Annotated in this window: 20 protein-coding genes and 2 pseudogenes; 11 read left to right on the top strand and 11 right to left on the bottom strand. The window is 62.9% G+C overall.

The features are described from left to right. Positions 1–84 precede the first annotated feature (84 nt). The 4 genes and pseudogenes from X751_RS149945 to X751_RS149955 form a co-directional block, all read right to left on the bottom strand. Positions 85–504 (bottom strand): GFA family protein, encoded by a 420-nt coding sequence (locus tag X751_RS149945; RefSeq protein ID WP_023744850.1) that lies wholly within the window; start codon positions 502–504, stop codon positions 85–87. A 118-nt stretch (positions 505–622) separates the two neighbouring features. After that, positions 623–1,754 (bottom strand): peptide chain release factor 2 gene (gene prfB / locus X751_RS149950; RefSeq protein WP_156936377.1). Its coding sequence is split into 2 segments (ribosomal slippage): positions 623–1,687 and positions 1,689–1,754, totalling 1,131 coding nucleotides; the frame shifts between segments, so codons are not numbered across the junction. A gap of 130 nt (positions 1,755–1,884) precedes the next feature. Next, a pseudogene (locus X751_RS01000000163810) lies at positions 1,885–4,414 on the bottom strand (penicillin-binding protein 1A). Between the two features lie 213 nt (positions 4,415–4,627). Beyond that, positions 4,628–5,887: an N-acetylmuramoyl-L-alanine amidase gene (locus tag X751_RS149955; protein WP_023744847.1), complete on the bottom strand. Its 1,260-nt coding sequence runs from the start codon at positions 5,885–5,887 to the stop codon at positions 4,628–4,630. A gap of 648 nt (positions 5,888–6,535) precedes the next feature. Here X751_RS149955 and X751_RS149960 point away from each other — a divergent pair. After that, a complete protein-coding gene (locus X751_RS149960; RefSeq protein WP_023691224.1) occupies positions 6,536–9,454 on the top strand; it encodes a ribonuclease E/G in 2,919 nt (972 codons plus the stop codon). A 93-nt stretch (positions 9,455–9,547) separates the two neighbouring features. Here the strand turns inward: X751_RS149960 and X751_RS149965 are convergent, their stop codons facing one another. Both X751_RS149965 and X751_RS1000000168600 read right to left on the bottom strand, forming a co-directional pair. Then, complete coding sequence (locus tag X751_RS149965) at positions 9,548–10,477, bottom strand: glutaminase (protein ID WP_023744846.1); 930 nt, start codon at positions 10,475–10,477, stop codon at positions 9,548–9,550. 11 nt (positions 10,478–10,488) lie between these two features. After that, positions 10,489–11,648: pseudogene (locus X751_RS1000000168600) on the bottom strand (aminotransferase class I/II-fold pyridoxal phosphate-dependent enzyme). Between the two features lie 144 nt (positions 11,649–11,792). Between X751_RS1000000168600 and X751_RS149970 the strand changes: the two are divergent. The 6 genes from X751_RS149970 (at position 11,793) to aat (ending at position 17,142) form a co-directional block, all read left to right on the top strand. Then, positions 11,793–13,205, top strand: coding sequence for a M48 family metalloprotease (locus X751_RS149970; protein WP_023744845.1), 1,413 nt, complete (start codon positions 11,793–11,795; stop codon positions 13,203–13,205). A gap of 58 nt (positions 13,206–13,263) precedes the next feature. After that, positions 13,264–14,067, top strand: coding sequence for a DsbA family protein (locus tag X751_RS149975; protein ID WP_023744844.1), 804 nt, complete (start codon positions 13,264–13,266; stop codon positions 14,065–14,067). A gap of 150 nt (positions 14,068–14,217) precedes the next feature. Further along, on the top strand, positions 14,218–14,652 hold the full coding sequence (gene aroQ, locus X751_RS149980) for a type II 3-dehydroquinate dehydratase (RefSeq protein WP_023667485.1): 435 nt from the start codon (positions 14,218–14,220) through the stop codon (positions 14,650–14,652). A 26-nt stretch (positions 14,653–14,678) separates the two neighbouring features. Continuing rightward, the gene (gene accB, locus X751_RS149985) at positions 14,679–15,143 is read left to right on the top strand and encodes an acetyl-CoA carboxylase biotin carboxyl carrier protein (protein WP_023681496.1); all 465 of its coding nucleotides are present in this window, start codon (positions 14,679–14,681) and stop codon (positions 15,141–15,143) included. 10 nt (positions 15,144–15,153) lie between these two features. After that, positions 15,154–16,497 (top strand): acetyl-CoA carboxylase biotin carboxylase subunit, encoded by a 1,344-nt coding sequence (gene accC, locus X751_RS149990; protein WP_023681497.1) that lies wholly within the window; start codon positions 15,154–15,156, stop codon positions 16,495–16,497. Between the two features lie 27 nt (positions 16,498–16,524). Continuing rightward, positions 16,525–17,142, top strand: a complete 618-nt coding sequence (aat, locus tag X751_RS149995; RefSeq protein WP_023681498.1) for a leucyl/phenylalanyl-tRNA--protein transferase — start codon at positions 16,525–16,527, stop codon at positions 17,140–17,142. A gap of 42 nt (positions 17,143–17,184) precedes the next feature. Here aat and X751_RS150000 read toward each other — a convergent pair whose 3' ends face one another. The 3 genes from X751_RS150000 to X751_RS150010 all read right to left on the bottom strand — a co-directional run bounded on the left by X751_RS150000 (position 17,185) and on the right by X751_RS150010 (position 18,709). Beyond that, positions 17,185–17,568, bottom strand: a complete 384-nt coding sequence (locus X751_RS150000; RefSeq protein WP_023667489.1) for a hypothetical protein — start codon at positions 17,566–17,568, stop codon at positions 17,185–17,187. A 75-nt stretch (positions 17,569–17,643) separates the two neighbouring features. Continuing rightward, positions 17,644–18,195, bottom strand: a complete 552-nt coding sequence (locus X751_RS150005) for a DUF2155 domain-containing protein (RefSeq protein WP_023681499.1) — start codon at positions 18,193–18,195, stop codon at positions 17,644–17,646. Between the two features lie 115 nt (positions 18,196–18,310). Next, complete coding sequence (locus X751_RS150010) at positions 18,311–18,709, bottom strand: NADH:ubiquinone oxidoreductase subunit NDUFA12 (protein ID WP_023710575.1); 399 nt, start codon at positions 18,707–18,709, stop codon at positions 18,311–18,313. Between the two features lie 325 nt (positions 18,710–19,034). Here X751_RS150010 and panB point away from each other — a divergent pair, with 325 nt between their 5' ends. The 4 genes from panB (at position 19,035) to X751_RS0133375 (ending at position 23,778) form a co-directional block, all read left to right on the top strand. Continuing rightward, complete coding sequence (gene panB, locus X751_RS150015; protein WP_023744843.1) at positions 19,035–19,865, top strand: 3-methyl-2-oxobutanoate hydroxymethyltransferase; 831 nt, start codon at positions 19,035–19,037, stop codon at positions 19,863–19,865. Between the two features lie 11 nt (positions 19,866–19,876). Further along, a complete protein-coding gene (gene panC / locus X751_RS150020) occupies positions 19,877–20,734 on the top strand; it encodes a pantoate--beta-alanine ligase (protein WP_023738938.1) in 858 nt (285 codons plus the stop codon). Positions 20,735–20,958: 224 nt separating this feature from the next. After that, positions 20,959–22,119, top strand: a complete 1,161-nt coding sequence (locus tag X751_RS150025) for a PAS domain-containing protein (protein WP_023738939.1) — start codon at positions 20,959–20,961, stop codon at positions 22,117–22,119. 258 nt (positions 22,120–22,377) lie between these two features. Continuing rightward, positions 22,378–23,778 (top strand): glycosyltransferase family 39 protein, encoded by a 1,401-nt coding sequence (locus tag X751_RS0133375; protein ID WP_050588894.1) that lies wholly within the window; start codon positions 22,378–22,380, stop codon positions 23,776–23,778. Between the two features lie 16 nt (positions 23,779–23,794). Here the strand turns inward: X751_RS0133375 and X751_RS150030 are convergent, their stop codons facing one another. Together X751_RS150030 and gatB are read right to left on the bottom strand one after the other, a co-directional pair. Beyond that, the gene (locus X751_RS150030; protein ID WP_023738941.1) at positions 23,795–24,283 is read right to left on the bottom strand and encodes a GNAT family N-acetyltransferase; all 489 of its coding nucleotides are present in this window, start codon (positions 24,281–24,283) and stop codon (positions 23,795–23,797) included. Positions 24,284–24,287: 4 nt separating this feature from the next. Then, positions 24,288–25,787, bottom strand: coding sequence for an Asp-tRNA(Asn)/Glu-tRNA(Gln) amidotransferase subunit GatB (gatB, locus tag X751_RS150035; protein WP_023688375.1), 1,500 nt, complete (start codon positions 25,785–25,787; stop codon positions 24,288–24,290). Positions 25,788–25,965: the final 178 nt, after the last annotated feature.

Raw genomic sequence — 25,965 nt, 5'->3', positions numbered from 1 at the left:
CAACCGCTGACGAGATCCAAGGCCAGGCTCAACTCCCGGCAGACGGGCATCGAAACAACGGGATTGGCCGAATGTGGTTCCAGCCTATACTTCGCCTGGACCGGCGATCACATGCCCTTCATATTGCGGCAAGTCGTCGGCGATGGTGAACCATGGCGCTTTGGAGCCGACGAAGATGTGCGCGGTCGGCCGGATCGTCGGATCGTCGACCAGCGTGCCCATGGCGACATGGACATAGGCGCCGTCGCGGACCAGCGAATACAGCAACGAGCCGCAGCGGCTGCAATGCGCATCGTGGCCGCTGCCATCGCCGAAATGGATGAGCCCGTGATGCCCTTCGGCAAGGGCAAGTTTCTCGCGCTCGATGCCGGCGAAGGGCTTGAAGGCGGAACCTGTGGTGCGCCGGCAGTTCGAACAATGGCAGATCGCGGCATAGACGAACTCGTCCGCCACTTCATACTGAACCGTGCCGCAAAAGCATTTGCCGGTGAGCCTGCGAGTCATGGTTCCTCCTTCGCTCCCCCGCCAAGGGATGTTCTTATTCAAGTCAGCCGAGTCGAAAGTGGCGGAAGCGCAGGTATCATCCATTCGCAGGCCGGCCTCAGCTGAATATGAACATATCCTAGTCGAGGTCGGCCACGGCTTCACCGGCACCGCCCTCGATGCGCTGCGACAACGAGGCTTCCATGAAGTCGTCGAGGTCGCCGTCGAGCACGCTCGACGGGCTGGTGCTCTCGACGCCGGTGCGCAGGTCCTTCACCAACTGGTAGGGCTGCAGCACATAGGAACGAATCTGGTGACCCCAGCCGATGTCGCTCTTCGACGCTTCTGTGGCATTGGCCACCGCTTCGCGCTTCTTCAGCTCTTCCTCGTAAAGGCGCGAGCGCAGCATTTCCCAGGCCTTCGCCTTGTTCTTGTGCTGCGAGCGTTCGGCCTGGCAGGCAACCGCGATGCCGGTGGCGATATGGGTGATGCGAACCGCCGAGTCCGTGGTGTTGACGTGCTGGCCGCCCGAACCGGATGAGCGGTAGGTGTCGATGCGTACATCGGATTCCGAGACGTCGATCTCGATCCTGTCATCGACGACCGGGTAGACCCAGACGCTGGAGAAGGACGTGTGGCGGCGCGCATTGCTGTCATAGGGTGAAATGCGGACCAGGCGATGAACGCCCGACTCGGTCTTCAGCCAGCCATAGGCATTGTGGCCCTTGATCAGGAGCGTGGCGGACTTGATGCCGGCCTCTTCGCCGTCATGGACTTCCAGCACTTCGACCTTGAAACGGCGACGCTCGGCCCAGCGCGTGTACATGCGCAGAAGCATCGAGGCCCAGTCCTGGCTCTCGGTGCCGCCGGCGCCGGCATGGACTTCGAGATAGGTGTCGTTGGCGTCGGCCTCGCCCGACAGCAGCGTCTCGACCTGGCGAGCCTTGGCCTCGCCCTGCATCGAGCGGAGGGCCGCTTCCGCCTCGGCGATCACGCTCTGGTCGCCCTCTTCCTCACCCAGTTCGATCAGGCCGATATTGTCTTCCAGCGCCTGCGTCAGGCTTTTGACGCCGGTGATGCCGTCTTCGAGGCCCTGGCGCTCGCGCATCAGCTTTTGCGCTTCCAGCGGCTCATTCCAGAGGCTGGAATCCTCGGCCCGCACATTCAGGTATTCAAGCCGCTTTATGGCCTGATCCCAGTCAAAGATGCCTCCTCAGCAGGGTGATCGCCTGCCTGATCTCGTCGACAATGTTCTGCGTTTCCGCGCGCATGGCTGGTTGTTCTGTCCTGTTTTTGAAATGGCGCTTGGGTCGGCGCGATACATAGGCACGGCATTGCTGCCTGTAAAGCGAAATGGGCCGGCTCAACAAGCCAGCCCATGCAGCATAAAAAATCAGATCGTTAGTAAAGCCCGCCGCCGGGTGCCTGGATGGCTTCCGTAGCCTGCGGCGACAGCGGTCCGCCGGCGCCGTTGGAGCCGTCGGCGCCCATGCCGATCACCCAATAGCTGTCGGCGGGGCCGGTGCCGGGCTTGAAGGCTTCGATGATGGTGCCGGGATCGCCCGACGCGGCACGCATGCCGGTCTTGCGGTTGATGGCGACCAGGTTCATGCCTTCCGGCACCTTGAAGTCGACATTGGGCGTGCCGTCCAGCGCAACACGCATGAAATCCTTGAAGATAGGCGCCGCCAGACCGCCACCGGTGGCACCATGGCCAAGGCCGCGCGGCGTGTCGTAACCCATGTATAGGCCGACGACGAGGTTCGGCGTGTAGCCGATGAACCAGGCGTCCTTCTCGTCATTGGTCGTGCCGGTCTTGCCGGCGATGTGACGGCCAAGCTCGGCGATGGTGGCGCCGGTCCCGCGCTGGACGACGCCTTCCATCATCGAGGTGATCTGGTAGGCGGTCATCGGATCGAGCACCTGCTCGGAATTGTCGACCAGTTCCGGTTCGGGCTGGTTGTTCCATTCGGGCGCATTGCAGCCTTCGCAGCCGCGCTCGTCCTGCTNCGACCAGTTCCGGTTCGGGCTGGTTGTTCCATTCGGGCGCATTGCAGCCTTCGCAGCCGCGCTCGTCCTGCTTGAACACGGTCTTGCCGTAGCGGTCCTGGATGCGGTCGATGAGCGAGGGTTTGATCGACTTGCCGCCATTGGCCATGATCGAATAGGCCGACACCATGCGCATAACCGTCGTCTCGCCGGAGCCCAGCGCCATCGGCAGGTAGGGCGCCAGATGGTCGTAGACGCCGAACCTCTCGGCATATTCCACCACCAGCTTCATGCCCATGTCGTTGGCCAGCCGCACCGTCATCAAATTGCGCGACTTTTCGATACCGGAGCGCAAGGTCGCGGGGCCGGCCACCGTGCCGTCATAGTTCTTCGGCGTCCAGGTCGTGTTGCCGCTCTGGATGGTGATCGGCCCGTCCATGATCACCGAAGCCGGCGTATAGCCATTGTCGAGCGCGGCCGAATAGACGATCGGCTTGAATGACGATCCGGGCTGGCGCATCGCCTGTGTGGCGCGGTTGAACTCCGACTGCGCATAGGAGAAGCCGCCGACCATGGCCAGCACGCGGCCGGTATGCGGATCCATGGCGATCAGGCCGCCCTCCACTTCCGGCACCTGACGAAGCGTGTAGGCGCCTTCCGACCCTTCGTTCTTCTGCACGAAGATGACGTCGCCGGGCTGCAGCACATCGGCCGGAGACTTGGCCTTGACCGTCTTGCCATCGACCACATGGCGCATGGCAAAGCTCATGTCTTCCTTGCTGACGGCGCCTTCGATGCGTTCCTTGACGATATCGCCCGAAATCTGCCGCGTCGGCTGCAGGCCGATGGAAAGGCCGGTCGCCGAGCTGTCGAGCACGACGGCAAGCGACCATTCCGGCACGTCTTCCAGCCCCTTGACGTTGCCCAGCGCCACGCCCCAGTCGCCGGAAGCATCGATATGCGTCACCGGTCCGCGATAGCCACGCAGCGTGTCGTATTTGAGCAAGCCGTTCTGCATCGACTTGCGGGCGATGAGCTGGATCTTCGGATCGAGCGTCGTGCGCACCGAAAGGCCGCCCTCATAGAGCGCGTTCTCGCCATAGCGCGAGATGATCTGGCGGCGCACTTCCTCGGTGAAATATTCACCCGCAAACAGATAGGAGCCATTGCGACGCGGCGTCACGCCGAGCGGCTCGGCCTTGGCCTTGTCGCCTTCCTCGCGCGTCACGTAGCCGTTCTCGACCATCTGGTCGATGACCCAGTTGCGGCGCTCGATGGCGCGGTCGGCATGCTTGAAGGGATGGTAGTTGTTGGGCCCCTTCGGCAGCGACGCCAGATAGGCGGCTTCCGCGACGGTGAGTTCGTTGACCGACTTGTCGAAATAGGTCAGTGCCGCGCCCGCAACGCCATAGGCGCCGAAGCCGAAGAAGATTTCGTTGAGGTAGAGCTCAAGGATGCGGTCCTTCGAATAGGCCTGCTCGATGCGGAAGGCCAGGATCATCTCCTTGATCTTGCGCTCGTAGGTCTGGTCCGAGGACAAGAGGAAGTTCTTCGCCACCTGCTGGGTGATGGTCGAGGCGCCGACCTGGCGCCTGCCCGAACCAAGATTCTGCAGGTTGACGTAGATGGCGCGGCCAAGCCCGGTGATGTCGATGCCGGGATGGTTGTAGAAATTCTTGTCCTCGGCCGACAGGAACGCCGCCTTGACCCGGTCCGGAACCGCCTGGATCGGCAGATAGAGCCGCCGTTCGCGCGCATATTCGGCCATCAGCGAGCCGTCGGAAGCATGGATGCGGGTCGTCACCGGCGGCTCGTACTTGGCCAGCACCTCGTAGTCGGGTAGGTCTTTCGACAGATGGCTGATGTATATCGCCACGCCCGCGGCGACGATAAGCGCCAGCGTCGTGCCGATACCAAAGAAATAGCCGATAAGACGAATCATGCCCGCTCCAGTCCGAGGTCCGGGAATTTCCTAGACGAAGCCGCCTTTCGCGCAAGCCTTCGCAACTGTCCCGATCCGTGATGGAAAACCCATGTCGCCACCATGTGGGCAAAATACGGCAGTGCCCGGTTTCGGCATCCCCCACCGGAAATAAAAGCGCCTGGTGTTGTCCCCGTGCAACGCTGCCTCCGGTCGTGGGCGGCGGCGACCATCTCAGCCTCCGGTTCCCGTTCCCATCTTGGCGGAGGCAAACAGGGCGACGGCGTTGGTGATGCTCTGCGCCGCCTTGCCGCGCCAGTCGGCGTCGAGCAGTTGCGCCTCATCCTTGGCGTTGGAGAGATAGCCGAGTTCCACCAGCACCGACGGCACATCGGGCGCTTTCAGCACTTTGAAGCCGGCCGAACGCTGCGGATTGTTGATCAGGCCGACGCTGGTGGACAACTGGCCGACCAGAGTGTGGGCAAAGCTCATCGAGAAATTATGCGTCTCGCGGCGGATCAGGTCGATCAGTATGTCGGTGACTTCCTTGTTGTCGTCCTTGATCACCATGCCGGCGAACTGGTCGGAGAGGTTTTCACGGTCGGCAAGCGCCTGCGCTTCCGGATCGGACGCCTTGTCGGAGACGGTATAGACGGTGGCGCCTCTGATACCCTTGACGCTGATCGTGTCGGCATGGATCGAGATCAAAAGGTCAGCCTCGTGCTGCCGGGCGATGCGCACGCGGTCATCGAGCCGCAGGAACTCGTCGGTGTCGCGCGTCATGAACACGTCGTAGTTGCCGACGGTGGCGAGCTTGTCGCGCAATTCAGTGGCAAAGGCCAAGGTCACGTTCTTCTCGATGGTGCCGTTGAGGCCTTCGGCGCCACCGTCGATGCCGCCATGGCCGGGATCGATGACGATGGTGAAGCGATGCCCGGGATTGGAGATCGGCCCTGTGCCGACCCTGGAGCCCTTGTCGGTGGAGACGGTCGAGCCGGTGGTCAGCGCCTGGTTGGCAAGGGCTTCGTCGAACTCGCGGTCGGAGGCTGCCGACATGTCGATGGCGATGCGATAGCCTGCGCCGTCATCGTTCTTGAGCACGTCGAGCTTGTCGACCGAGAACGGCCCCTTGCCGGTCAGGATCAGCCGCGATCCCTCGCCCTGATCGCCATAACGCACCGCCTTGACCAGGCCGCGGGCCTTGGCGTCCTTCGCGCCGATGGCGAATCGGGTGCGCGGCAGGTCCACGACCAGCCGGTTGGGGCCGCGCAGCAGGAACCATTTGATGTCGGGCTCGCGGTCGAAATCGATGACGATGCGCATCTTGGTTGCGTCGCCGGCCATCTTGTAGGCGGTGGCGCCGAGTGGCGCATCGGCGGCGCGTGAAACCGGCGCAAAAGCAAGGCCAAGCGCCAGCAGCAACAGCACACCGGCAGCGCGCAGGAAATGGCCTGCACGGCCATGGCCCTTGTCTGTGGTGCCCGCCAGTCCCATTTCTTTGCAGTCGCTCCTGGTTTGGCGCCTTGCGCCCGCGTGGTTGGTCGAAATGCCGGTCAGGCCGCAGACTCGATTAACGATTGGTATCCAGAGAAGGTTAACCAAGCCTTTTCATTGAGGATTAAGGCCTGTGCTTCCGTTACGGCACTGCTTTTTGCCGGCATCCGAAATCGGGGTTGCCTTCCACCCCGTCAAATCATAAAAGCGATGGTGGATCACTGCAATCCTGGAACCGCTTCTCCCGCAGCTTCCTGCTACAGGTCAGATGAAAGGCGGCTCCTTCGCTTCCCGCGAAAAGGCTTCAGGTGATCGCGACGAATTTCGCAGGTGTGCGCCCGTGGCGGGGGAATCGCCTGCGTGAGGAAAACGGCCGGGTTTGTTCCCGTGCCGGCTCTGTATGAGCAAACAAGCTGGTCCGGTTCGTCCGGGCTTTGGTTCAAAAGGTTCTGCTGGTGACGATGGCTTCAAGCGCAATCATGGAAAGGTCCGCATCAAACCGCGCCATTGTGGCAGCGGGCGGCACCGCCATGGCGCTCAAGCGGCGTCCGGCGGACATTCAGACATCCGGCACCCACATCCCAGACACGCAGCAGCGGGCTTTGCCTCGCAAGCTGCGGCTGACGGCTGCCGGGAGGAAACGAAATAATGCCCAACAAAATGCTGATAGACGCCTCCCACCCGGAGGAAACACGCGTTGTCGTTATCCGCGGTAACCGTATTGAAGAATTCGACTTTGAATCCCAGGACAAGAAGCAGCTCAAAGGAAACATCTATCTCGCCCGCGTAACGCGCGTCGAACCTTCCCTTCAGGCAGCCTTTGTCGAATATGGCGGCAACCGTCACGGTTTCCTCGCCTTCAGTGAAATTCACCCCGACTATTACCAGATCCCGGTCGCCGATCGTCAGGCTTTGCTGCGCGCTGAAGCGCAGGAAGCCGAGGACGAGGAGAACGAGGACAATGACGGCGACGACCGCCAGAGCCGCGATCGCGGCCGGCGCGGCCGCCGGCGCGGCGGCAAGGGTCGTGAGCGAGGCGAACACAAGCGCGACGCCGGCGCCGATGATGAGAACGGCGAACATGGTGATGCCGGCAGCGATGCCGTCTCCGAAGCGCCTGCTTCCGAGCATGCCGCGGCCAATACCGCCGGGCATGACGATCATGCCGGGCATGGCGACAGCGAAGCCTCCGACGCCGAGACATCCGGGACCGAACCGTCGGAAGGCGGCCCGACATCGATCGCGGCAAGCGTCGAAGCGGATGTGATCTCCGAAGCTGTCCCTGCGGCGGAGCCGGGTGACGAAAGGTCGTCCAGCGAGGCAAGTGGCGAAGCCACCTCCGAGGACAATGATCGCGGCATGCTGGAAGAGGTGCAGTCCTCGCATCCGGACGACCACGAGATCGAATCCGTAGGCGCCGAGGATGCGCTGGAAGAGGTGCGCAGCCGCCGCAAGCCGGTGCGCCGCCAGTACAAGATTCAGGAAGTCATCAAGCGCCGGCAGATTCTGCTGGTGCAGGTGGTCAAGGAAGAGCGCGGCAACAAGGGCGCTGCACTCACCACCTATCTGTCGCTTGCCGGCCGCTATTCCGTGCTGATGCCCAACACCGCACGCGGCGGCGGCATTTCGCGCAAGATCACCAGTGCGGTCGACCGCAAGCGCCTCAAGGAGGTCGTTGCCGATCTCGAAGTACCGCAGGGCATGGGCGTCATCCTGCGCACCGCCGGCGAAAGCCGCACCAAGGCGGAAATCAAGCGCGACTACGAATATCTGATGCGGCTTTGGGAAAACGTCCGCAACCTGACGCTGCAATCCACCGCCCCTGCCCTCGTCTATGAGGAAGGCAGCCTGATCAAGCGCTCGGTGCGCGACCTCTACAACAAGGATATCGACGAGATTCTTGTCTCCGGCGAGGAAGGCTATCGCGAGGCCAAGGATTTCATGCGCATGCTGATGCCGAGCCACGCCAAGGTGGTTCAGCCGTTCCGCGACACGACGCCGATCTTCGTGCGCAACGGCATCGAGGCGCAGCTCGACCGCATGCTGCAGCCGCAGGTGACGCTGAAGAGCGGCGGCTACATCATCATCAACCAGACCGAGGCGCTGGTCGCCATCGACGTCAATTCGGGCCGCTCCACCAAGGAGCACTCGATCGAGGACACCGCTCTCCACACCAACCTTGAAGCGGCGGAAGAAGTCGCCAGGCAATTGAGGCTGCGGGATCTCGCCGGCCTGATCGTCATCGACTTCATCGACATGGAGGAGAACCGCAACAACCGCTCCGTCGAGAAGCGGCTGAAGGATCACCTCAAGAACGACCGAGCCCGCATCCAGGTCGGCCGCATCTCGCATTTCGGTCTGATGGAGATGTCGCGCCAGCGCATCCGCGCCAGCGTGCTGGAATCGACCATGAAGCCCTGCCCGCATTGCGGCGGCACCGGCCATGTGCGCTCCGATTCGTCGGTGGCGCTGATGGTGGTACGGGCGATCGAGGAATTCCTGCTCAAGGATTCGCGCAGCCACATCACGGTGCGGACCCCGGCGGCGACCGCTCTCTATGTGCTCAACCACAAGCGCGGCACGCTGGTGGAACTCGAAAGCCGCTTTGGTCTTACGATCACCGTCGAGGCCGATGATACGGTGGGTGTGCAGCACTACGCGATCTTCCGCGGCGCCATTGCCGAAAAGCCGGAAGGCTTTGTCGAAGCGCGAACCTTCCCGGCCTATGTCGAGCCGGAAGAGCCCGAGGACGAGATCGTCATCGAGGAGGAAGACGACGAGGTTGTGGTACAGGCCGAGCAGCCGCGCCAGGCGCAGCCGCAGTCGCAGCAGCAGCAGCCGAGATCGGCTGAGGACGGCGAAGGCCGCGATCGCAAGCGTCGCAAGCGCCGCAGGCGGCGCGGCGGCAAGGATCGCGAACGCGAACATGGCGATCGCGAGCATGGCGCCGAAGGTGCTTCGGTTTCGGCGGCAAGCGACGACTTTGCCGCTGAACCAGGCGATGACGATGCAACACAGCAAGACGAAGCCCAGGTTGGCGCCGTCGAAACGGTGGAAGCATCAGATGACGCCCAGGGCAAGAAGCGCCGTCGCGGCAAGCGCGGCGGCAAGCGCAATCGTCGCGAAGACGGCACGGAGACCGAAGCCGGCGAAACCGCCTCGGTGGCCGAGGCCGCTGAAGTCGGAACGGCCGCAAGCGAGCCCGTAGCAGCCGTAGCGGTTGAAGAAGCAGCGGCTCCCGCCGCGGCGAACGACGACGCTCCAGCCGAAAAGCCGAAGAAGAAGCGCGCTTCAAGGGCAAAGAAGGCTGTGGTGGAAGTCGCCGATGAGACGGCGGCCGAGGCTGCACCGGAAGCTGCCGTCGAAGCAGCCGCCCCCGCTGCGGCCGATGCCGCCACGGAAACGACCGTCGACGACGAGCCCGCCAAGGCTCGCCCGTCACGGCGCAAAGCCGTGGCCGCGGATACCTCCGCGGTGCCGGTGGTTTCCTCCAGCGTTGCCGACGAGGCAAAGGCCGAGGAAAAGCCGAAGCGCGCCGGCTGGTGGCAGCGGAAGGGCTTTTTCTAAGCTATTCAGCCGATTAAGATAGGTTCCTGACAAAAATCCCGCGCCGTTCAAACCACGGCGCGGGATTTTTGCATGCGCGAATGACGGAAGGCGTCAGGGGGCGAAAATCGACCAGTTCATCATCCTGGCCAGTTTTTCCAAGGCGATCGACCCCAGCTTGGAATTGCCGTTGGCGTTCAAGCCCGGCGACCATACGGCGAGCGAAGCAACACCCGGCACGATCCCCAATATGCCGCCGCCGACGCCGCTTTTGCCGGGAATGCCGACACGGAAGGCGAAATCGCCGGAACCGTCATAGTGGCCGCAGGTCAGCATCATGGCGCCGATGCGCCGCGCCCGCTCGGCAGACACCACGGAGTGCCCGGTTGCAGGGTTCCTGCCGCCATTGGCGAGGAAGCGGCCGGCCAGCGCCAATTGCCGGCAGCTCATGGCAATGGCGCAATGGTGGAAGTACACTCCCAGCGCCAGCTCCGGTGCATGGTTGAGATTGCCGAAGGATTTCATGTAGTTGGCAAGCGCGAAGTTGCGATAGCCGGTGGCGCGTTCGGAAGCCGCGACCTCGCGGTCGATGATGATCGCTTCGTCATCGGCAAGGAACTGGATGAAGCGCAGGATTTCGCCGATCGCCTCGCGCGGCTGGTGGCCGGCAAGCAGTATGTCGGAGACGACGATGGCGCCGGCATTGATGAACGGATTGCGCGGAATGCCGTTCTCATGCTCGAGCTGCACGATCGAGTTGAACGGATTGCCCGACGGCTCGCGTCCGACACGCTGCCACAATGCGTCGCCGACATTGCCGAGCGCCAGCGTGAGCGTAAACACCTTGGAGATGGACTGGATCGAAAACGCCTGCTCGGCGTCGCCGGCGACCAGCACGTGGCCGTCATTGGTCACGGCGGCAATGCCGAATTTCTTCGGATCGACCTTGCCGAGTTGCGGAATGTAGGTGGCGACCTCGCCGCGATCGGTGCGCTCGGCCATCTCGGCGGCGACATCGGCCAGCGCTTGTTCAAGATCCGGCATGGTCGTCCCCGCTATTTCAGCCAGCGCTCGATGCGCGCCATCGCCTCGACCATGTCGTCATGGCTGCCGGCATAGGAAAAGCGCATCGTGCGGTGGCCCTGAAGTGGATCGAAATCACGGCCGGGCGTCGCCGCCACATTCGCCTCGGCTAGCATCTTGCGCGCAAAGGCCATGCTGTCATTGGTATGCCGGGTAACATCGCAGAAAGCGTAGAAGGCGCCGTCCATCGGCGCCGCCAAGGGAAATCCGAGTTCCGGAAGGCGCCGCATCAACAGCTCGCGGTTCCAGGCATAGCGCGCCTTCACCGCTTCCAGCTCTTCCGCCGCCTTGAAGGCTTCGATCGCCGCGATCTGCGACAGTTCCGGCGGCGAGATGTAGAGGCTCTGGGCGATGCGCTCGATCGGCCGCACCAGAGCTTCCGGCAGCACCATCCAGCCGATGCGCCATCCGGTCATGCAATAATATTTCGAGAAGGAATTGATCACCGTCACGCCTGAGCCATAGGCCAGCGCCGTGGTGTCGGGCGCGGCATAGGCCAGCCGGTGATAGATTTCGTCCGATATCACCGCGATGCCGAGTTCTTCGGCTGTCCTCACCAGTGCCGACAACTCGTCGACGGGAATGACCGCACCTGTCGGATTGGCCGGGCTGGCGAACAACACGCCCTTCAGGGGTTTTTCCTGGTGCGCCGATTTCAAATGCTCGGCGTGCAGGTAGGCGTCCGTGCCGAGCTCGATCTCNGCTCGATCTCGACGATCTCGATGCCGAGCGCGGCCATGATATTGCGGTAGGCCGGATAGCCGGGTGATGCGATGGCGACGCGGTCGCCGGGATCGAACATCGCCAGGAAGGCCAGATTGAAGGCGGCCGACGATCCCGTGGTCACGGCGATCCGGTTCGGCGAGACATCGATCCCGTAGTGGTCGCCATAATGCGCGGCGATCGCCTTGCGCAGATCCGCCAGACCGAGCGTGTCGGTATAGCCGATGCGTCCGATCCTCAGCGCATTTGCGGCTGCTTCCCTCACGCCCACGGGCGCCGGATCGGATGGCTGGCCGACGGCCATGGAGACGACAGGCACGCCCGTCGCCTTCAGCCGGTTGGCTTCGGCCAGAATGTCCATGGCGTGAAACGGCTCGACTTCACCGCGGCGCGACAGCGAAACTACCATTTGACCTCCGTCCGGCCCGCCGCTCGAAGCCATGAACCGGCGGCAGCGCCGCACAAATGCCCGATTGATGTGAGGATCACAAGTTCGCCTAGTTTCGGTGCCGTGACTTTTCATCGTTCGCCCGCTCGTTTACCAGTGGACCTCATGCTGAGCCGACCCAAATCGACGATGTCCAAATCTTCCATCGGGAAGACAGTGCGCGGCTTCGCGACGCTTTTGCTTGCCGCCGCCGTCGCTGTCACCGGCTCGGTGACGGCCTTCGCGCAGGCGGTGCCGGTCGTGCGCGATGCCGAGATCGAGGCGCTGGTGCGCGACTATGCGCGGCCGATCTTCAAGGCGGCCGGTCTTGCCAATGACGGTGTCGATATTGTTCTGGTCAACGATCAGAGCTTCAACGCCTTCGTCACCGGGCGCCGGCTGTTCATCAACACCGGCGCGCTGATGCAGGCAGAAACGCCCAACGAGATCATCGGCGTCATCGCCCATGAGGCCGGCCACATCGCCGGCGGCCATCAGCAGAAATTGCGCGACCAGCTCGAGCGCGCCAAGACCATGGCCATCATCGCCACGCTGCTTGGCGCCGGCGCCATCGTTGCCGGCGCTACCACCAACAGCCGCGGCCTTGCCGGCGCCGGCATGGGTGTCGCCGCGGGCGGCGGCGAGATGGCGCAGCGCAGCATTCTTGCCTACCAGCGCACCGAAGAGTCGACCGCCGACCGCTCTGCCATCACCTATCTCAATGCCACCGGCCAGTCCGGCATGGGCATGCTGAAGACCTTCGCCCGCTTCCAGAGCGCGCTGTCGCTTTCCGGCACGCAGGTCGATCCCTACCGCATCAGCCACCCGATGCCGCAGGAGCGCATCGCCAATCTCGAAGTGCTGGTCAAGCAGAGCCCCAATGTCGACAAGGTCGATCCGCCGGCACTGCAGCAGCGGCACGACATGATGCGCATCAAGATCGCCGCCTATATGGGCGGCCAGGCCGCCGCCACGCGGCTGATACGCAAGGCCCCGGGCAGCCTCGCCTCGCGCTATGGCGAAGCGCAGATGGCCTACCTCTACGGCAATCTGGGTGCGGCGCTGACCAAGGCCAATGCACTGATCAAGGAACAGCCGAAGAACCCCTACTTCCAGGAAATGCGCGGCGACATACTGATGAAGGCCAACAAGCCCAAGGACGCCGCGGACGCCTATGCAAAGGCGGTAAGCCTCGATCCGGTGAGGTCGGGCCTGTTGCCCGTTTCCCTCGGCCAGGCGCTGATGGCCATCGGCACGCCCGACTCGCTGAAGAAGGCGGTGGTGCAGATCAACAACGGTCTCGGGCGCGACAAGGAAAACACGGTCGGATACCGCTATCTCGCCCAGGCCTATGGCGAGCTTGGCAACATTCCTGCGGCGGAACTCGCCACCGCCGAGGGCCACTTTTATTCCGGCGATTACACGAATGCGAAAATTTTCGCCATGCGCGCGCAAAAAGACTTGAAGCGTGGCGAGCCCGGCTGGATTCGGGCGCAGGACATCATAAACTACAACCCTTCAGGCAAACTGAAGAAATGAACCTTCCGGTCGCCCGCGGCGACTAGGATAGACCGGAACCGGTAAAGAGGATCAGACGATGAACAAGGCAATATTGCTCGGCGCGACGGGAGTGGCGGCTGCTCTTGCCATGCTGGCTTTCGGGTTCGTCGCCGGCAGTCCGCAAGTGGCCAAGGCCGGCACGGCGCAGACCGTGCAGACCGCCTCTGCCGACACCAAGATCGATCGCACCGAGGTCGAGGGCATTATCCGCGACTATCTCCTGAAGAACCCTGAAGTGCTGCTCGAAGTGCAGGAGGCGCTCGAGGCCAAGCAGAAGGAAGAGCAGCGCATAGCCAGCCTCGGCGTCATCGAGAAGGCCAAGTCCGAGATTTTCAACTCGACCTTCGACGGCGTCGTCGGCAATCCGAAGGGCAAGGTCACCATCGTCGAATTCTACGACTACAATTGCGGCTTCTGCAAACGCGCCATCGACGACATGCAGGCTCTGACAAAGGCCGATCCGGAGCTGCGCTTCGTGCTCAAGGAATTCCCGATCCTCGGGCCGGATTCGCAAAAGGCCAGCGTCGTCTCGATGGCTTTCCACCTGATGCATCCGGAGAAATACGGCGAGTTCCACAACGCCCTGCTCGGCGGCCAGGGCCGCGCCACCGAGGCGGCGGCCATCAAGGTTGCGCTGTCGCTAGGCGCCGATGAGGCGAAATTGCGCGAGAAGATGAAGGACCCGACCATCACCGAGGCCTTCTCCAAGACCTTCGACCTCGCCAACAAGCTGGCCATCACCGGAACGCCGTCCTATGTCGTCGGCAATGAAGTGGTGTTCGGCGCGCTCGGCCAGGAAGTGCTGGCTGAAAAGATCGAGGCGGCGAAAGCCGCACTCTGATCTTGCACGCGAGCCTATTTCTCGCGGGCACATTTCCGCCTGTTGTGGACAGTGAAAGATCGCACTTGTGCTCTTTCCGCGGGCGGCTATGCCCATTATAGAAGGCCCTGCGCGCCGGCTTGAGGCCGGCGTCGGAAAAGGTCGGCATTTTTGAAAACGATTTTCGTCCTGAACGGCCCCAACCTGAACGCGCTCGGCAAGCGCGAGCCGGGCATCTATGGCGGCAAGACGCTTGCCGCGATCGCCGACGACTGCAAGCAGGCGGGCGCCGCCCTTGGCCTCGAGATTGATTTTCGCCAGTCGAACCACGAGGGCGACCTCGTCGACTGGATCCAGGAAGCCGGCGACAAGGCAGCCGGCATCGTCATCAATCCGGGTGCCTACAGCCACACCTCGATTGCCATTCACGACGCCATCCGCGCTGTCGCGCCGCTGCCCGTCGCCGAAGTTCACCTCTCCAACATCCACGCGCGGGAACCATTCCGCCACGTCTCCATGGTCGCGCCGGTCGCTGTCGGCATGATCTGCGGGTTCGGGCCGCTTGGCTACTCGCTGGCGCTGCAGGCGCTGGCGGCACGCCTATGACCGGCCCACAAACAGAAGGCTCGAAAATGTCGATAAAGAAGACCGGTGTTGACCAGCAACTGATCCGCGATCTCGCGGGCATACTGAACGACACCAATCTCACCGAGATCGAAGTCGAGCTCGGCGACCTGAAGGTGCGCGTGTCGCGCCAGGCGCCGGCCGTCCACGCCATCGCCGCCCCGCAGGCCGGTTATGCTCCGGCAGCGCAGCAGCCCGCGGCGGGCGCGGCTGCCGCACCAGCAGTGGCCGACCCGTCCAAGAACGCGGTCCCCTCGCCGATGGTCGGCACCGCCTATCTCGCGCCCTCGCCCGACGCCAAGGCCTTCATCGAAGTCGGCCAGAAGGTCAAGGAAGGCCAGACGCTGCTGATCATCGAAGCGATGAAGACGATGAACCAGATCCCTTCGCCGCGCGCCGGCACGGTGACGGCGATCCTGTTCGAGGACGGCCAGCCGGTCGAGTACGGCATGCCGCTCGTCGTGATCGAGTAGAGCGGGCCGGATGTTCCAGAAGATCCTCATCGCCAACCGCGGCGAAATCGCGCTTCGGGTGCTGCGCGCCTGCAAGGAACTCGGCATCCAGACCGTGGTCGTGCATTCGACCGCCGACGCTGACGCCATGCATGTCAGGCTCGCCGACGAAAGCGTGTGCATCGGTCCGCCGCCGTCGCGCGACAGCTATCTCAACATCCACCAGATCGTCGCAGCCTGCGAGATTACAGGCGCCGATGCCGTGCATCCGGGCTATGGCTTCCTGTCGGAAAACGCCAAGTTCGCCGACATTCTCGCCGCCCACAACATCACCTTCATCGGCCCGTCGGGCGACCATATCCGCATCATGGGCGACAAGATCGAGGCCAAGCGCACCGCAAAGCGGCTCGGCATTCCGGTTGTGCCGGGCTCCGACGGCGCCGTCACCGACCAAAAGGAAGCCAGGCGCATTGCCGCCGAGATCGGCTATCCCGTGATCATCAAGGCTTCGGCAGGCGGTGGCGGGCGCGGTATGAAGGTCGCCCTTACCGAAGCCGATCTCGAGATCGCCTTGCAGACAGCCAGCACGGAGGCCGGCGCGGCCTTCGGCGACGATGCCGTCTACATCGAGAAATACCTGGAAAAGCCGCGCCACATCGAGGTGCAGGTATTCGGCGACGGCGCCGGCCGCGGCGTGCATTTCGGCGAGCGCGACTGTTCGCTGCAACGCCGCCACCAGAAAGTCTGGGAAGAGGCCCCCTCGCCGGCCCTCAACGCCGAGGAGCGCGCCCGCATCGGCAATATCTGTGCCAAGGCCATCGCCGACCTCGGCTACTCCGGCGCAGGCACCATCGAATTCCTGTACGAGAATGGCGAGTTCTACTTCATCGAGATGAACACGCGGCTGCAGGTCGAGCATCCGGTGACGGAGGCGATCACCGGCATCGATCTCGTCCACGAACAGATCCGCGTTGCCTCCGGCGGCGGGCTTTCGGTGCGCCAGGAGGACATCAAGTTCAACGGCCACGCCATAGAATGCCGCATCAATGCCGAGGACCCGCGCACCTTCACGCCTTCGCCCGGCACGATTACACATTTCCACACGCCTGGCGGTCTCGGCATCCGCGTCGATTCCGGTGTCTATTCCGGCTACAAGATCCCGCCCTATTATGACAGCCTGATCGGCAAGCTGATCGTGCACGGCCGCAACCGCGTCGAATGCATGATGCGGCTGCGCCGGGCGCTCGACGAATTCGTCGTTGACGGCATCAAAACGACGCTGCCGCTGTTTCGGGACCTGGTCGGCAATGCCGATATCGCCAATGGCGACTACGACATCCACTGGCTGGAAAAGTATCTGGCCAAAGAGGAATAGCGCCCGAATTGCCGCTATGATGCCGCGATGACCCGCCCTTACGCACCCGGCTATCGCATTCCGACCGACCTCTTGCTCAAGGCCTATGCCTCGGGCGTCTTCCCGATGGCGGAGAGCGCTTCCGACCCGGAAGTGTTCTGGGTGCGGCCGGAGACGCGCGGCATCATCCCGCTCGACGGCTTCCACACGCCGAAGAGCCTGCGGAAGACGATCCGCAAGCACCCGTTCGACATCCGCTTCGATTTCGATTTCGAGGCGACGATCGACGGCTGCGCCGAAAAGCGCGAGGAGCGCCGCTCGACCTGGATCAACGCGCCGATCCGCGAAGCCTATATCGAGCTGCACCGTCTTGGGCACTGCCATTCGGTCGAGGCATGGCGCGAGGAACGGCTGGTCGGCGGCCTCTATGGCGTCTCGCTCGGTCGCGTGTTCTTCGGCGAAAGCATGTTCGCCCGGGAAACCGACGCGTCCAAGACCTGCCTGTATCATCTGGTCGAGCGGCTAAAGGCGCGCGGCTTTGCCCTGCTCGACACGCAATTCACCACTGAGCATCTCAAACGCTTCGGCGCGGTCGACGTGCCGCGCGTCAAATACGAGAAGATGTTGGCCGACGCGCTGAAGGGCGAAGCCGTTTTTTATCCCTGACCGGAGACCGAGCGGCCGAGCCGGCTCGACCGGTGAAAGGGGTCAGCCCTTCGCGGTTTCCATCGGCGTCTGCGAATGGAACATCATCTTCCAGCCGTTGACACGATGAACATAGCCGGTGCTAACCAACGCGGCGTAGGGCTCGCCGTTTTCTCGTGTCGCATGAGCCTCATAGGTCAGCATGATAATGTCGCTGCCGGGCTCGATGATACCCTTGAGGTCGATCTGAAGGTCGCGCCAGCGGTTCGGCTTGGTCGCGGTCTTGGCCAGATCGGCATTGTCCATTGCCTGTGCCATCTCAGGAAATGCTACCAGGCATTCTGTGTCGACATTGGCGGCGTAGTAAGCTTCGTCGCCCGTCCAGAACCCCTTTTCGAGTTCGAGCAGGTCGTCTTTGCTGGCCGTGATCCGTTTGCTGTCCGACATCAGAATATCCTCCAAGCGCATAAATGCGTCATCGTCCATGGCCCAACGCATAGTTGCCACCACGGTTCCGGAGGATCAGTTGGTGTTGGTCGCGTCAGGTTCCGTAGGGTCCGGCTGTTCGGCGGCCGGAGCAGCGGCGGGCTTTGGCTTGGACGTGTCGACCTTGGGCGTCTCGGCATTGGCCGCGTCGGGCGGCGGCACATCCGACTTCTGCTTGCAGCCCTTTAGCCAGACGTCATAGACGGCGTGCTCGACGGCGTTTAGGCCGGGGCTCTCGGCGAACATCCAGCCGGTGAAGATGCGGCGGATCTTGCGGTCGAGCGTGATTTCGTCGACTTCGACGAAGGAATCGGTCTTCGGCTCTTCATTCTCCGGCCGCGAATAGCAGATGCGCGGCGTCACCTGCAAAGCGCCGAACTGCACGGTTTCGTCGATGTAGACATCGAAGGTGATGATACGGCCGGTGATCTTGTCGATGCCGGCAAATTCGGCGACCGGATTGGTGATGCGATCGGAGATTGCGGGTGCTGCCGCAGGCGCCTGCGCCGCGGCAAACGCTGTCGGGAACATGGCGACAGCGCCAATTGCCGCCAGTCCGGCCATCGATGTCAGGCTGAAAATGTTCATGCGGAGATACCGGTGGTTTGGGCCCGGGTGATTCTGTCACGCCCAAGGCTATTCGCCGTTGTCATATCAGCAAGCAGCTAAACGCCAATTGTGGCGACAAAGGACCGGCCGGCGGTCAAGAACCAGGCGTCCACGCATCGTAGTCGCCCGTCACCTGCGGACGGTGCTGATTGGTGAGCACGGAACCCTTCGGGCGATAAGCCGCCGGTGTTCCCGTGAGGTTCGGCTCATGCGCCTTTTCCCATTCGCGCGGCCGATAGTCGTCGCTTGGCGGCGCCACATCGACGCGGTGATGCATCCAGCCGTGCCAGCCCGGAGGGATCGCCGACGCCTCCGAATAATTGGCGTAGATGATCCAGCGGCGGGTGCGGCCTTCCGAATCGACGCCGCCTTCGTAGTAGACATTGCCGGCCCCATCCTGGCCGACCTTGTTGCCGTGGCGCCAGGTGTGAAAACGGGTTCCCAGCGTCTGGCGGTTCCACCAGGTGAAAAACTGCAGAAGGAAAGTTTTCATTCAGATCCTCGCGGGCGCGCGGCGGTGGCTGTTCCCTGCTTATGGCGTCAGGCCTTGGCGAAGGCAAGGGTTTTGCGGCGCCTGCGGCACTGACGGCATGCCGAAACGCTCGGTCATTGGCCGATCCATTTCGCACCTGCGAACCGACGCTTGCCAAGCCGGCTGCGTCTTCCTAAAGCTCTCATCGCCCGGCGCTGCCGCATGACCCCGAAAATCGAAATCGATTTTCGGAAAGGATCATGCGCAAACCAAAGTGCTACAGCGTCCTTTGCGCGTCCACGGGACGCGCGGCGCTGTAGTCAACGCCGGCTGCGGGAGGTGAGGAATGGCCTTAGCTGTCGCCAGGATCAGTGCGGAGACAATACGCGCCCGCAAGGGCGGCGTGCCGGTCGTATGCCTTACCGCTTACACCTATCCCGTCGCCCGCCTGCTCGACGATCATGTCGACCTTCTCCTGGTCGGCGACAGCGTTGCCATGGTGCTGTATGGCCACAAGACCACGCTCGGCGCCTCGCTGGAGATGATGATCGCCCATGGCCAGGCCGTGATGCGCGGTTCGTCAAAGGCCTGCGTGGTGGTCGACATGCCGGCCGGCAGCTACGAGACTTCGGCCGCGCAAGCCCTTGCCTCGGCGCGCCGCATCTCTGAGGAAACCGGCTGCGAGGCGGTGAAGCTGGAAGGCGGCGTCGAAGTCGCCCTCCAGATCGCCGCAATCGTCACGGCCGGCATTCCAGTGATGGGCCATATCGGCTTGCAGCCGCAATCGGTGGAAAAGGACGGTGGCTACAAGATCAAGGGCCGCACGCCGGAGAATGTGGCCGCGCTCATGCGCGACGCCGACGCGGTCGCAAAGGCCGGCGCGTTTTCGCTGGTCATCGAAGGCACGGTCGAGACCGTTGCCGCCGACCTCACCCGGCACATTACCATTCCTACCATCGGCATCGGCGCCAGCCGCGATTGCGACGGCCAGATCCTGGTCATCGACGACATGGTCGGCCTGACGGTCGACCGGGTGCCGAAATTCGTCAAGGAATACGCCGATTTGCGCAGCGCTGTCGCCGATGCCGCGGCGCGTTATGCGGCGGAGGTGCGCAGCCGCACCTTCCCCGGGCCGGGCCACGTCTTTTCAGCCGCGAGCGACAAGGACAAGGCATGAACCGGCCCCCCATCCGCCAGCCGCTCGTCGTCGACACCGTGCCCGGCCTTCGCGCGCAGATCCGCGAATGGCGGCGCGAAGGCCTGAGCGTCGCCATGGTGCCGACCATGGGCGCTTTGCATGACGGCCATATCTCGCTGGTCGGGGCTGCGCTCGCAACGGCCGATCGCTGCGTCGTCTCCATCTTCGTCAACCCGGCCCAGTTCGCCCCCACTGAAGATCTCGACAAGTATCCGCGGCAGCTGGCCCGCGATCTCGACCGGCTGACCGAGGCCGGCGCACAGCTTGCCTTCACGCCTACGGTTTCCGAAATGTATCCGGCAGGCTTTGCGACGAAGATTTCGGTCGGCGGCCCGTCTTCTGGCCTGGAATCGGATTTCAGGCCGACCTTCTTCGAGGGCGTCGCCACGGTCGTGGCCAAGCTCTTTCTGCAAGCCCTGCCCGACTACGCCATCTTCGGCGAAAAAGACTACCAGCAGCTTTGCGTCGTCCGAAAGCTCTGCCGCGATCTTGACCTTCCGGTGGAAATCGTCGGCGCGCCAACCGTGCGCGATGCGCATGGCCTGGCAATGTCGTCGCGCAACGCCTATCTCGACGCCGCCGAGCTCGACGTCGCGCGACAGCTCAATGTCATCTTGCGCCAGACGGCGGCAGCGCTCGCGGCCGGTGCCGATGAAAACGGCGTGACCGGTAAAGCCACTGCCGCGCTTCTCGAGGCAGGCTTCGACAGCGTCGACTATGTCGCCGCGCGCGAGAGCCTGACGCTCACCTCGTGGCGGCGTGACGGCGATGGCCGCCTGCTTGCCGCGGCGTGGCTTGGCAGAACCAGGTTGATCGACAATGTGGAAGTTTACTCATTTATTCCCTGAAAAATTCCAATTCCGTTCACTTTGATTTGTATCGCAGAGCGGCCCGAGCGCTCTTAGACAACGGCTCATCAGGTACGTTCTGGCCAGCCCGTAAGCGCTCACGATACACCGAACGCCGCTGTGAGACGTTTCACAGACGTAACCAAGCCGGCTATGTTGTGTGCGACCCCAGGCAGAGACAGTGTGTGACCTGCCACTACGCTGCAATCCTTACGAGGCTCTACGTGTCTGTCCAGGCCAACATAGTCGGTCGCGCCCTGCCGCAGATCGTCGAGGCAATCTACGATTCGATTGTCGATGTCGGCCGTTGGCCATCGACGCTTGAATCAATCTGCAAATTGGCGCTCGGCCGGCTTGCCATGCTGGCGGTCGTCGATACGGCGAGAAACTCGGCCCGGTTTTCGACTTCCTGCGGCGATCCGGTTCTGCTTGAGCCGCTGCAGCGCGACTACGCCTGCGAGGTGCCCTTTTTCAAGGCGGTGCCGAAGATGGAAGTCGACATACCGTTGACCGTCGACAGCGTCTACGCCCTGCAAGGCCCTGACGCCCGCCAGAACTGGCTCGAAAGCCGCATCGTGCGCGAGTGGGTGGAACCCAACCGTCTCGACGATTTCTTCTGGGTAGCGCTGATGAAGCAGCCGGCGCGCACCGGCACGCTGATGGTGGTTACCGACAAGGACAGGCCCCAGATTTCAGCCAGGGATATCGACCTGATGTCCAGGCTCGCCCCCCATGTCCGGCGTGCGGTGACCATCGGCGACCTGTTCGAGGCCGAGCGGCGCAAGGCCGACATCTTTCGCTCGATCCTTGAGAGCCTCGACCATCCAGTGCTGATCGTCGCCGACGATATGCAGATCATTTTCGCCAATCCGGCAGCCGAAGCCCTGCTCACCGAAACCGCCTCAGTGTCCTCGGTGCGCGGCCAGCTGTCCTTCGCTTATGCCAACGCCAACACCGCCATCGGCCGCGCCGTCCAGCTCGGCACGCGCGACGAATTCGCGCTCGGACCGTCCGGCATCAACATTCCGCTGGTGAAGGCCATGTCTCCGGCGGTGGCGCATGTCATGCCTCTGGCGCGACGCGACATTTCGGCCCGCATGTCGCCGCGCGCCGCCGCGGCCATCTTCATTGCCGCCGCCGGCGCCGCATCAGTGCCGGCGCTGGAAGCGATCGCTGCGCTGTTCGGACTGACCGCAGCGGAAAAGCGTGTCGCCGGCCATGTCGCCGCCGGGCTGACACGGCGTGAAATCGCGGCTGCCAGCGGCGTCTCGGACGGCACCGTCAAATCACAGCTGGCAACCATCTTCGACAAGACCGCCACCGGCGACCAGCGAGAGCTGGAACTCCTGATGCGCGAATTGACGCCGCCGCTGCGCTCGGCCTGAAGCCATACTCGGAGCCNCCAGCGAGAGCTGGAACTCCTGATGCGCGAATTGACGCCGCCGCTGCGCTCGGCCTGAAGCCATACTCGGAGCCAATCATCAAATTTTTCAACTATTTGCCGGTACGCAGGCGTAATCCACAATACCAAGCCGGCATCGTTGCAATTCGGCCAAAATCATGGTGCGGTTCTGCTCCGGTCCGGAGACGGTGCATCGTGCACGACCGGACGTGGAAAACCATTTCCTGGGCGGTCCCCGAACTTGATACCGACACGAATTGAACGGCTGCTGCCTTACCTCTTCCTGCTGGCCCTGCTTTGCATCGCGCTCGCTTTCCGTCCGCTACTGCCGGTCGACGAGACGCGTTATCTCAGCGTCGCCTGGGAGATGTATCTCGGTGGACATGTCTTCGTACCGACGATGAACTTTGCGCCCTATCTGCAGAAGCCGCCGCTGTTGTTCTGGCTCATCGATCTCGTCTGGAACATCTTCGGTGTGAGCCGCGCGGCGGCGATGCTCGTCATCTTCGCTGCCTCGTCGCTGGTCATCTGGCTGACGACACTTCTGGCCAAAACCCTGTTTCCCGAGCGCCCGGAAATCGCCAGTCGCATCCCCTGGCTGGTGGCCGGCAGCACCGTCTTTGTCATCTATTCGACCCTGATCCTGTTCGACATGCTTTTGACGGCCTGTGTGGTCGCCGCACTGCTGGCGTTGCTGGGCTTCGCCAGGACCGGCAACCGCTGGCAGGCGGTGCTGGCGGGTCTCTTCATCGGGCTCGGCGTGCTGGCCAAAGGCCCGGTCGTGCTCATTCACATCGGCGCGCCCGTCCTGCTCTATCCCCTCTGGCGTGACCGGCGAGCCGGCCTTGCCCCTTTGCAGTTCTTTGCCGGAGCCGGCCTGGCAATTCTCGCCGCCCTTGCCCCGGTCGCTATATGGCTGGCGCCCGCGACCATCCTGACCAAGGGCAGTTTCGTCTACGATCTCGTCTGGAACCAGTCGGCAGGTCGGGTTACCGGAAGCCTGCACAATTCGCATGGCCGGCCGTTTTACTTTTACCTGATGCTGTTGCCGCTCATGTTCGTGCCCTGGGCCTTTATCCCCCCGGTGTGGCGGCTGAGGCCGGTTGCCCGGATACGCAGCCTGATCGACACCAAATCCCCGGATCTGCGTGCCCTGCGCCTGCTGTCGTTCTCGTTCATTGCGGTGCTGCTGGTCTTCAGCGCCATATCCGGCAAGCAGCCGCACTATGTCGTGCCGGCACTACCGTTCGCGACCATTCTGCTGGGCTATTTCATGGCCGAGATTTCAGTCGCCAGGCTGAGGGCGACGGCCTTTGTCATGCTTGCCCTTTTCGCCATCGGCCACGCCGCCGCCTCTGCGACCGTGTTCAAACGCTACGATCTCACGCAGCTGGCGAGCTTCATCGACGAACGAAAGGACGCCGACTGGGCCGTCGCTTACGACTATCAGGGCGAGGTCGGTTTCCTTGGGCGAATAGAGAAGCCATTCGAGAACGCCGACAAGCCTGAGGAATGGCTCAAGTCTCACCCCGGCGGCTACGTCATCGAAAAGCAATCGAAAGATCCGGGCACATCCGAACAGATCGCCTTCCGGCAGCCGGTGGAACGCGGCTATCTGGTCGTGCTGAAAGGACAGCACTGAGCGTTTCGTCGGGCGCCTATCCCAGCGGTTTCTCGAAGATCAGCGCCGGCAACCCCGAACCGCCGCCGCAATCGGCGGTGCTGCCGACCGGCAAAAATCCCTTCGAACGGTAGAAGGCGATGGCCGGCACGTTGGCCTCTTCCACCTCGACGCGCAACCTGTTCGTCTCGGGAAAGCTGGCTTCGACCTCGTCCAGCAAGGCCTGGCCGATGCCTTGCCGCTGGCAGGCCGGCAGTACATAGAGCTGGTTCAGCAGCACGATCTTCGCATCCGTCGTTGCGGCGGCAAAAGCCATGCCGCCGATACGCTTGCCGTCATCGGCGACCAGGAATTCCGAGTTCGGCCTTGTCAGCCGCGCCTTGAGCGAGGCGATCGAATGCCAGTCGTCGGTAATTTCGATCACCCGCTGGGCGCCATAGATCGCGTCGTAGGTTGCGTGCCAGGTTTCGACCAGCAGCGCGCGGACAGCGGCAAGGTCACGTTCGCTGGCGGTGCGGACGAACATTGTTCTATTCGATACCGAGCTTGGCCTTGACCAGATCGTTGACCGCCTGCGGGTTGGCCTTGCCGCCGGTGGCTTTCATCACCTGGCCGACGAACCAGCCGGCCATGGTCGGCTTGGCGCGAGCCTGCTCGACCTTGTCGGGGTTGGCGGCGATCACCTCGTCGACCGCTTTCTCGATGGCGCCGGTGTCGGTGACCTGCTTCATGCCGCGGCTTTCGACCAACTGGCGCGGATCGCCGCCCTCGTTCCAGACGATCTCGAACAGATCCTTGGCGATCTTGCCGGAGATGGTGCCTTCCTTGATCAGGTCGATCACGGCACCGAGCTGCTCCGGTGTTACAGGAGCATTTTCAATGCCCTTGCCGGCCTTGTTAAGCTGGCCGAGCAGGTCATTGATGACCCAGTTGGCGGCAAGCTTGCCGTCGCGGCCCGAGGCCACCTGCTCGAAATAGTCGGCGATCGGCTTTTCCGACACCAGGATCGAGGCGTCGTATGTCGACAGGCCAAGTGAGGAGATCAGGCGCGCCTTCTTGTCGTCGGGCAGTTCCGGCAACTCCTTGGCCAGCGCGTCGACATAGGCCTGGTCGAACTCCAGCGGCAAAAGGTCGGGATCGGGGAAGTAGCGGTAGTCATGCGCCTCTTCCTTGCTGCGCATCGAGCGCGTCTCGCCTTTGACGGCGTCGAACAGCCTGGTTTCCTGGTCGATCTTGCCGCCATCCTCGAGGATGGCGATCTGGCGGCGCGCCTCGAACTCGATGGCCTGGCCGATGAAGCGGATCGAGTTGACGTTCTTGATCTCACAGCGCGTACCGAATTCGCCGCCGGGCTTGCGAACGGAGACGTTGACGTCGGCGCGCATCGAACCTTCGTCCATGTTGCCGTCGCAAGTGCCGAGATAGCGCACGATGGTGCGCAGCTTGGTGACATACGCCTTGGCCTCGTCGGCGGAGCGCATGTCGGGCTTGGAGACAATCTCCATCAGCGCCACGCCGGAGCGGTTGAGATCGACATAGGACATGGTGGGATGCTGATCGTGCATCGACTTGCCGGCGTCCTGCTCCAGGTGCAGGCGCTCGATGCCGATCTCGATATCCTCGAACTCGCCCTGCCGGTCGGGACCGACCGAAATGACGATCGTGCCTTCGCCAACGATCGGCTGCTTGAACTGCGATATCTGGTAGCCCTGCGGCAGGTCGGGATAGAAATAGTTTTTCCGGTCGAAAACCGACTTGTGGTTGATCTGCGCCTTCAATCCGAGGCCGGTGCGGATCGCCTGCTTGACGCATTCCTCATTGATGACCGGCAGCATGCCGGGCATGGCCGCGTCGACCAGGCTGACATTGGCGTTGGGCGCCGCGCCGAAAGTCGTCGACGCCCCGGAAAACAGCTTTGCTTCCGAGGTTACCTGCGCATGGACCTCGAGGCCGATGATGATCTCCCAATCGCCGGTAGCGCCGGGAATAAAACGTTTGGCATCGGGCGTGCGGGTATCGATAAGGGTCATGGTGGCCTGCGCTTTTGGCTCGCGAAAACTGCGATTTTCGCGAATTTGGGTATCGGTCTTCGCTAGTGCAAACCGCTTCGCGAGACAAGCGCCCAAAGCAGCGCAGAGCAGTGGGCTGGCCTTTTCAGCCCCTTTCGGCCGCTCGGCAACCGATAGAATGAACGCCGCCGGCCGGTAT

Origin of the sequence: Mesorhizobium sp. LNJC394B00, from assembly GCF_000502555.1 — a bacterium.
GTDB lineage: Bacteria > Pseudomonadota > Alphaproteobacteria > Rhizobiales > Rhizobiaceae > Mesorhizobium.
The sequence above is the reverse complement of the archived record's forward strand: the minus strand, read 5'-3'. Positions and strand labels throughout refer to the sequence as shown.